The sequence below is a fragment of the Actibacterium ureilyticum genome (assembly GCF_002285435.1).
GTDB classification, from domain to species: domain Bacteria; phylum Pseudomonadota; class Alphaproteobacteria; order Rhodobacterales; family Rhodobacteraceae; genus Actibacterium_C; species Actibacterium_C ureilyticum.
In genome coordinates, this window is sequence record NZ_NSBT01000028.1 from 1 (window position 1) to 6,926 (window position 6,926).

A 6,926-nucleotide genomic window follows, 5' to 3' on the forward strand; every position below is an offset into this window, starting at 1 on the left:
TTTTGACTTGCCCGAAACCCTTGACAGAGGCCCGCCCCATTACGGAAGCTGGCTTTTGGAAGGGTGTTTCAACTTCTCAAAGGAGCACCCCATGTCCATGACAGGACAACCCCAGACAGACCGCCCTGATCCGAGTGTGATCGCAGCGCAGAACGACGCGTTTCGCAAGCTCGCGTGCCTCGGTGTGCCAACCGCCCAGTCTATTCAGGGCCGCATGCATGTCACCCGCTCAATTATGAATGCCGGTGACGGCTTCATGGCCGAGGCGGTGAAGGCCACGGGCATGTTCGAGACCTTCGAGCCCGAGAACGATCCCGAAGGATGGCATGATTTCGGGGCGGTCGAGGTCCGCGGCGAGACCGTGTTCTGGAAACTGGATTTGTACGAAGCGGATTCCGACTTCCGCTATGGCGCCGAGGCCCCGGACAATCCCGCCACCACCATGCGCGTGCTGACCATCATGCTGGCGCGCGACTGGTAGGGGAGGGGACACCCCTCCTGACAGCCCAGGCGATGAAGGCCCGCTGACCCCTCAAAGGGAGAGTGGGCCTTTTGTTGTGGTGATCCCTGAAGACGGGGATTGGCCGCGCATCTGAATGCGCGGGCCGCTCCAAACCCACCGAAAAGGAAACGCCATGACCACAAGCTTCAAACCCGTCTCCGTCGCCATCGGCGATCTGGTCTCACATCCCGCCAATGTGCGCAGCAACTCGCCGGAAACCTATGATCCTGAGAACATCGCCCATCTGAAGGCAAGCATCGCCGTTCTGGGTCTCCTGCAGCCGCTCATGGTCCAGAAGCTCGACGGCAAATATGCTGTCCTCGCCGGTGGCCGTCGGCATGCCGCGCTGAAGGAGCTGGTCGCGGACAGGGCCGCGAAAGGCTTCACGGCGAAGGCCAAGATCGACTGCCGTCTTGTGCCAGAGGATTGCGATGTCACCACGGCCCTGTCGCTCGCTGAGAACATCACCCAGGCGCCGATGAATGCCATCGACGAGTTCGAGGCTTTCGCGCGGATGATGGAGGTCGACGACCAGACGCCCGAGACGATCGCAAAGACCTTCGGCACCACGGTGGCGGCCGTGAAAGGCCGGTTGCGCTATGGCCTAATCCACCCCGACATCCGCGCCGCGGCCCGGGCCAAGACGATCACGCTCGACACGATGAAGGCCTTTGCGGAGCATCCGAGCCAGGAGGTGCAGCGCGAAGTCTTCGAGGCGCTCACCAAGGAAGATAGCTACCTGCAGGCCTATACGGTCCGCCAGGCGCTCAAATCGCGCGGGGTGCAGGTCAGTGACGATATCGGGGCCTTCGTGCGCGCGGACTACGAGGCGCGGGGCGGCGCTGTCGCCGCTGACCTTCTGGAAGAGCATTCCGTGCTCGAAGACGCCGCGCTGGTCGAGACCATCCTGCTCGAGAAGCTCGGTGCCGCCGCCGAAGAGGCCCGCATAAAGCTGGGCTTTGCCTGGGCCGATGCCATGGTCCGCTATGATTACGCGACCATGGCCGACTACGGCCGCGTTTATCCCGGCCCGATCGAGCCTGATGAGGCTGCGCAAAAGCGCATCGATGAGATCACCGCCGAGCTTGAGAAACTGCAGCTCGAGATGGAGGATGAGGGGCTCGAGGACGGTGCCTACAACGCGCTTTACGAGCGCGTGGACGCCTTGGAAGAGGAAGCCCGCGACCTGCAGGAGGCCTACAGCGCCGAGGACCTCGCGCGGTCTGGGGTAATCGCGTCCTGGTCGGGCGGGCAGGTGACCCTCCATGTTGGCCTCGTCCGCCCGGAAGACACCGTCAAAAAGGAGGGCCCGCGCGGCTCCTCGGCTAGCCCGACCGGGGAGGAGGCCCCAGACGCCGGCGAAATCACCTATCCGGCCTCACTGGCTGAGGACCTCAAGACCGAGCGAGCCATGGCGCTTGGGGCCGCGATGGCGCTGCATCCGGAAGCTACGCTCGATCTGACGCTCTTCAAGCTGGTGAGCGACGTTCTGGCCAGCGGCATGAGTGTCACCCAGGCGATCAAGATCGATGCCCGCAAGGAATACCGCAACCACGCCAAGATGGACGAGATCGACGAGACCTCGCTCGAGCAGGTGGCGGCGGCGCATGAGGCGCTTGATCTGTCCTGGCTCGATGACACCCGCGCGCCCGCCGATCAGTTCGCGGCGTTTCGCGCGCTGGAGGCAGGCGAAAAGGCCAAGCTCGTGGCCTATGCCACGGCCAGCACCACGCAGTCCTGCTTCGCGCGGGACCGCCAGCGCGACAGCCTGATGCATGCGTTCGAGATCGAGATCATGCCCGACATCCGCGCCCACTGGACGCCGAATGCGGAGCTCTTCAACCGCTTCAAGAAGGTATGGCTCCTGAAGATCCTCGGCGAGGATCTGGGCCTCGCCCAGGAGGCGGTCACGCTGGCCTCGTCGAGCAAGAAAGAGATCGTCGCCTTCTGCGACAAGCTCTTCGCTGAGCCCTTCGCCACGCTGACGGATGCACAGCGCGCCGCCGTGGCCGCCTGGTGCCCGCCGATGATGCAGACCGCCGGTGTCCCCTGTGATGAGGCGGCGCCCTCTGCGGAAACTTCGGAACCTGACAGCGAGGTCGCGCAAGCGGCTTGAGCCCTCAAGCGGCCCGCGCAAGCCCTTCTGCCTGCGCGCGTCGACCCTCCCACACTCAACGGAAAGACATCCCCATGGCTATTCTCAAGTTCTCTGCCTCCGCAGTTGCGGCGCAGATCGCCCATGCGCGCGCCTGCAAAACCTTCTTGCCCAACTGGAACGGGCCCGTGGACAGGCCCGCCCTGATCCTCATCGTCGGCAATGGTGTGCATCTGCGCTCAAACGGCATCGATGGTACGACCACCCGTATCGTTACCACCGAGCAGGCCGATCCCTCCTTCGCTTTCGCAGATGGCATGAACCCGTTTCGGGATACCGACTGGATGGCGCAGCGCCGCATGGCGTTTCGTGATCTGACCGGCCAGTTCTACACCGACATCCTGGATGACGTGCAGGTGCTCATCGACCGGGGGCGAGGGGCCATCCGGCTCGCCACCGATGGCCACAGCATCCGCGTCTTCGTGCGCCGGGCTTCGGACTATCTCATCGGCGGGACCTACGAGGTGCCCTCGGGCCTCGGCGGCACCTTCCGGGTCATTCTCAAGGATGCCTGCGACACCTTCGCGATCGTGCAGAACTGCGGCAATTGCGAGGATTTCGACGCCATGCAGCCCTACCGCGTGCCGCTCGATGCGCTGATGGAAATCGATGACCGGAGGGCGGCGTGATGGGTTGGCTCTTCTACACCGACGGCCGCGTCCAGACCTACGCGGATGAGAAAGCGGAGATTGCTCGGCTGTGCACCTTCGAGGGCGAAAGGCGCAAGACGGAACTGGTCAAAGCCTGCAAGGTGGGTTCGACTTGGTACGCGGCGGCAAAGGTCACAAATATCGACGGCACCCCTGTCGAAGACACGACCTATGTCACCGATGCGGATGGCTCCATCACTTTCGCCGCCGTATTCCTTACCCGATATGATGACGGCTGCTGGGGCTACAAGGACATGGAGGAAAGCGCGGGACCGGTCGAATCCCGCGCGCCACTGAGCCTATTGGCCCTGCTGTCCGAGCTGAAAGACCCAGACAGCTATGCTCATGCCTGGCGCCAGCGCTGCCAGGACTGGGCTGCGATCCCGGACTACGAGGAAGGCGACAAGATCAAGCTCGCCACCCCTGTGACGCTCACCGATGGCAGTACCTGCCAGATTGTCACCGCGACCCACTACAGGCGTGGGCGGCAAAAGCGCCGCTGCTACCGCATCGAGGAAACTGGTGGGCTCGTACGCCTGTCGAAGGCCTCGCTTGCGGGCTCGGAGCTGCTCAGCTCCACGAAAGGTGCGGCTAGCCCGGTGCTGGCGGAGTTCCTGGCGGGGCGAAATTAGGTCCTGCGCCGGACGGTTCATCGACCTGCCCGGCGACAGCAGATGCTGCGGCTTGTCTTGACAAGGCAATGCAAATGCATTACCTATCGCGGGCAGCAAAGCCCCTTTTCTTCAGGAGACTGCCATGACAGCCCTCGCACAAGATGTCTCGAAACTCACGGATCGGTATCAGACGACCGTGCCGGCGGGTGTGCGCAAACAGCTCAAGCTGGGCAAGGGCGACCAGATTCGTTACTGCACCGAGCCGAGTGGCAGGGTCTATATCGAGCCCGTGCGCAGCGACGAGGAAGATCCCGTGCTCGGAGCCTTTCTCGATTTTGTCGAGGCCGATATCAAGGCGCATCCGGACCGCATTCGGGCTTTCGATGGGGCTTTGCATGACCGTCTTGCAGCACTGGTCGGAGACGTTGATGTCGATCTCGATGCGCCGCTATCGCTCGAGGATGAATGAGCGGCGATAGCGTGCCCGCCCAAGCGCCCCTTGTCGTGAATGGATGGTCGATTTATGCGCACCCACTCTTTCTGGACCAGCTCGAAGGGCTGGTCGAGGAGGTAGAGGCGCGTAAGGCTCGCGATCCCAAGACCTGGCACAAGAAAAACCCGACGAAACGGCTGGCCGCCATCTTCAAGCTGGTCACCGAGGCCATACCTGCAGATCCGGGTGCCGCCGCCTTCCGGCAAGGCGGCACACTCGGCGATCACCGCAAGCACTGGTTCCGGGCGAAATTCTTCCAGCAGTATCGGCTGTTCTACCGGTTCAACAGCGATGCGAAGGTCATCGTGGTGGCATGGGTGAACGACGACAAGACCCTGCGCGCCTATGGCAGCAAGACGGATGCCTATGCGACGTTCAAAGGGATGCTGGAAGATGGCAACCCACCTGACAATTTCGACGCGCTCTTGAAAGAAGCTGCAGCGGCAGGCAAGCGGTTCGAGAAATCCCTTGAAGCGGTGCCCGATCGGTAAGTGGGCCAGCTTGCTATGACCCTTTGGCATTATCATTTACGACGCCACGCTCGAAGATGTAGCATCGGCTGATAATGCGGTCGGAGAAAGCACAATGAATGAGACGGAAAAGGATAGGCAGCACCTCGGTCTAGAGGAGCAATGCGCGCCTGACCTGACGGGGCACCGTTTCCCAATTGCTGTGCGCGTTGCAGACATGCCCGATGACCTCGGCAAGCTGCTGGATATCGGGCTCGAGGAGCATTTCCGTGGCCGCTGAAGCGAATTCTTATGACACGTGGTTTTGCGCGCAGGTGCAGGCCGCGCTGGAGGATGCACGCTCGGGAACATCTCAGGTTCAGGTGATGCAGGCCGCACAGGCATTGATTGATGCGAAGCGGCAGGTCGAACCCAAGTCCTGACCAAGCCTTTGAGGTCGGCGCGGTCTGACTACGTCACCCTGAAAAGCGAAAGATGCCGTAATGGGGCTGTCGGCGAATCGAGCACGTTTCGCTTGTTTGTCAGCATGATCTGAAGTGCCGTTGCCCTTGATGCGCCTGCAGCGCGTCTACGAGGTCGTATGTTTCCATGCGCCTCAATTCCTAAGAATAGAAGGGCAACGACATGAATGTATTTATCGGACTAGATGTATCTCTGACAAGCACGGCGATTTGTGTGCTGGGGCCGCAAGGGAAGGTTGTTGAGGAGTTGGAGGCCGCCAGCGAGCCTGAGGCGCTGGTGCGTGCGATGACGTCATTGCCGTACGCGGTCGATGCGATCGGTCTTGAAGCCGGACCACTGTCCCAATGGCTGAGTAAGGGCATCGAAGAGGCCGGACTTGACGTGGTCTTGATGGAAACGCGGTTGGTGAAAGCCGCTTTGAAAGCCATGCCGATCAAAACCGATCGGCGCGATGCTCAGGGCATTGCGCGCTTGCTTCAAATGGGATGGTACAGGCCCGTGCACCGCAAATCGGTGTCCTCCCAGGAAATCCGCGCGTTGCTGACAGCGCGCAAGTCAGTTCAGCAGGCCATCATCAACCTTGAGCTTTCCATGCGGGGTGTTTTGCGGAACTTCGGTCTGAAGCTGGGACACGTCACCCGGATCAGGTACGAGGCCCGGGTGAGGGAACTGGTTGAGCAGAATGAAATCCTGTCGGCGTCGACAGAGGCCCTTTTGCGCGCGCGTGCGCAGTTGCGCGCCGAGTTGGCTGAATTGGATGCGACAATCGCGGATCTGGCAAAACAAGACGACGTTTGCCGTCTGATGATGACGATGCCAGGCGTCGGTCGGATCGTCGCCCTGACGGTCAAATCCGCGATCGACGATCCGACCCGGTTCGCGCGATCGAAGGATGTTGGTCCGTGGGTGGGGCTGACGCCGAGACGTACGCAATCCGGAGAGATGGACATTGTCGGGCAAATTACTCGAGCCGGTGACCGGGCCCTTCGAACGGCCTTGTATCAAGCGGCGATGATCTTGATGCACCGTGGGTCACCAAACTGGCTCCAGGCCTGGGCGCTCAGAGTGGCCCATCGGCGTGGATCGAAACGGGCCTTGATTGCACTTGCGCGGCGTATTGGCGTTGTATTGCACCGCATGTGGCGAGACGGCACACCATTCCGCCATGTGCAGAGCTCCCCGGCAACGGTCTGAGTAAAATAATTCCAGAACTTGATCTGACGGAGGAACGCACTGCACCTGACGACAGGTACGACGAGGTCCCTTGCCGGGACGAGGTTCCTGGAGATGCCGAAAGCCCGCTAGTTATCGGCTAACGCTGAATACGCGTAAAAGATGGGCACCCAGGACCAGATTTGGACCAGGCATAGAGTGGCAGCCATGCGGCTGACTACGGACGGAAGAGCGAAGCCCGGACAGGGGGGTGTCCTTCAGTCCTGACGTGCCGGTGCAGTGAAAAAGAAAAAGTAAGCTTCTGAATTTGTGCCTTAAAACTCGGAGAAGAATGAGATCTTCGCCGGGATTTTTGACTTGCCCGAAACCCTTGACAGAGGCCCGCCCCATTACGGAAGCTGGCTTTT

At 61.3% G+C, this 6,926-nt stretch carries 9 protein-coding genes; all 9 read left to right on the forward strand.

Annotated features, from left to right (window positions below; genetic code table 11):
- Positions 1–91 precede the first annotated feature (91 nt).
- The 9 genes from CLM60_RS11740 to CLM60_RS11775 all read left to right on the forward strand — a co-directional run bounded on the left by CLM60_RS11740 (position 92) and on the right by CLM60_RS11775 (position 6,540).
- Positions 92–481, forward strand: coding sequence for a DUF3768 domain-containing protein (locus CLM60_RS11740; RefSeq protein WP_043754131.1), 390 nt, complete (start codon positions 92–94; stop codon positions 479–481).
- Positions 482–635: 154 nt separating this feature from the next.
- Positions 636–2,618, forward strand: a complete 1,983-nt coding sequence (locus tag CLM60_RS11745; RefSeq protein ID WP_095589368.1) for a ParB/RepB/Spo0J family partition protein — start codon at positions 636–638, stop codon at positions 2,616–2,618.
- 74 nt (positions 2,619–2,692) lie between these two features.
- Positions 2,693–3,286 carry a hypothetical protein gene (locus CLM60_RS11750; RefSeq protein WP_025042408.1) on the forward strand — a complete coding sequence of 198 codons (594 nt, stop codon included), beginning with the start codon at positions 2,693–2,695 and terminating at the stop codon, positions 3,284–3,286.
- Positions 3,286–3,939: a DUF6927 domain-containing protein gene (locus CLM60_RS11755; protein ID WP_024099305.1), complete on the forward strand. Its 654-nt coding sequence runs from the start codon at positions 3,286–3,288 to the stop codon at positions 3,937–3,939. The genes CLM60_RS11750 and CLM60_RS11755 overlap by 1 nt, the downstream gene beginning before the upstream one ends.
- A gap of 124 nt (positions 3,940–4,063) precedes the next feature.
- Positions 4,064–4,390 (forward strand): type II toxin-antitoxin system PrlF family antitoxin, encoded by a 327-nt coding sequence (locus CLM60_RS11760; protein ID WP_005668772.1) that lies wholly within the window; start codon positions 4,064–4,066, stop codon positions 4,388–4,390.
- Positions 4,387–4,905, forward strand: a complete 519-nt coding sequence (locus tag CLM60_RS11765; protein ID WP_024099306.1) for a type II toxin-antitoxin system YhaV family toxin — start codon at positions 4,387–4,389, stop codon at positions 4,903–4,905. Before CLM60_RS11760 ends, CLM60_RS11765 begins: the two co-directional genes overlap by 4 nt.
- A gap of 94 nt (positions 4,906–4,999) precedes the next feature.
- Positions 5,000–5,164: a hypothetical protein gene (locus CLM60_RS20940; RefSeq protein ID WP_009819683.1), complete on the forward strand. Its 165-nt coding sequence runs from the start codon at positions 5,000–5,002 to the stop codon at positions 5,162–5,164.
- The gene (locus tag CLM60_RS11770) at positions 5,154–5,306 is read left to right on the forward strand and encodes an antitoxin PaaA2 family protein (RefSeq protein ID WP_043754116.1); all 153 of its coding nucleotides are present in this window, start codon (positions 5,154–5,156) and stop codon (positions 5,304–5,306) included. Before CLM60_RS20940 ends, CLM60_RS11770 begins: the two co-directional genes overlap by 11 nt.
- 202 nt (positions 5,307–5,508) lie before the next feature.
- Entirely contained in the window at positions 5,509–6,540 is a 1,032-nt protein-coding gene (locus CLM60_RS11775; RefSeq protein ID WP_095587668.1) for an IS110 family RNA-guided transposase, read from the forward strand.
- Positions 6,541–6,926: the final 386 nt, after the last annotated feature.

Coding starts and splice junctions, on each gene's coding strand:
- CLM60_RS11740 (WP_043754131.1), top strand. CDS start 92: ATGTCCATGACAGGACAACCCCAGACAGACCGCCCTGATCCGAGTGTG.
- CLM60_RS11745 (WP_095589368.1), top strand. CDS start 636: ATGACCACAAGCTTCAAACCCGTCTCCGTCGCCATCGGCGATCTGGTC.
- CLM60_RS11750 (WP_025042408.1), top strand. CDS start 2,693: ATGGCTATTCTCAAGTTCTCTGCCTCCGCAGTTGCGGCGCAGATCGCC.
- CLM60_RS11755 (WP_024099305.1), top strand. CDS start 3,286: ATGGGTTGGCTCTTCTACACCGACGGCCGCGTCCAGACCTACGCGGAT.
- CLM60_RS11760 (WP_005668772.1), top strand. CDS start 4,064: ATGACAGCCCTCGCACAAGATGTCTCGAAACTCACGGATCGGTATCAG.
- CLM60_RS11765 (WP_024099306.1), top strand. CDS start 4,387: ATGAGCGGCGATAGCGTGCCCGCCCAAGCGCCCCTTGTCGTGAATGGA.
- CLM60_RS20940 (WP_009819683.1), top strand. CDS start 5,000: ATGAATGAGACGGAAAAGGATAGGCAGCACCTCGGTCTAGAGGAGCAA.
- CLM60_RS11775 (WP_095587668.1), top strand. CDS start 5,509: ATGAATGTATTTATCGGACTAGATGTATCTCTGACAAGCACGGCGATT.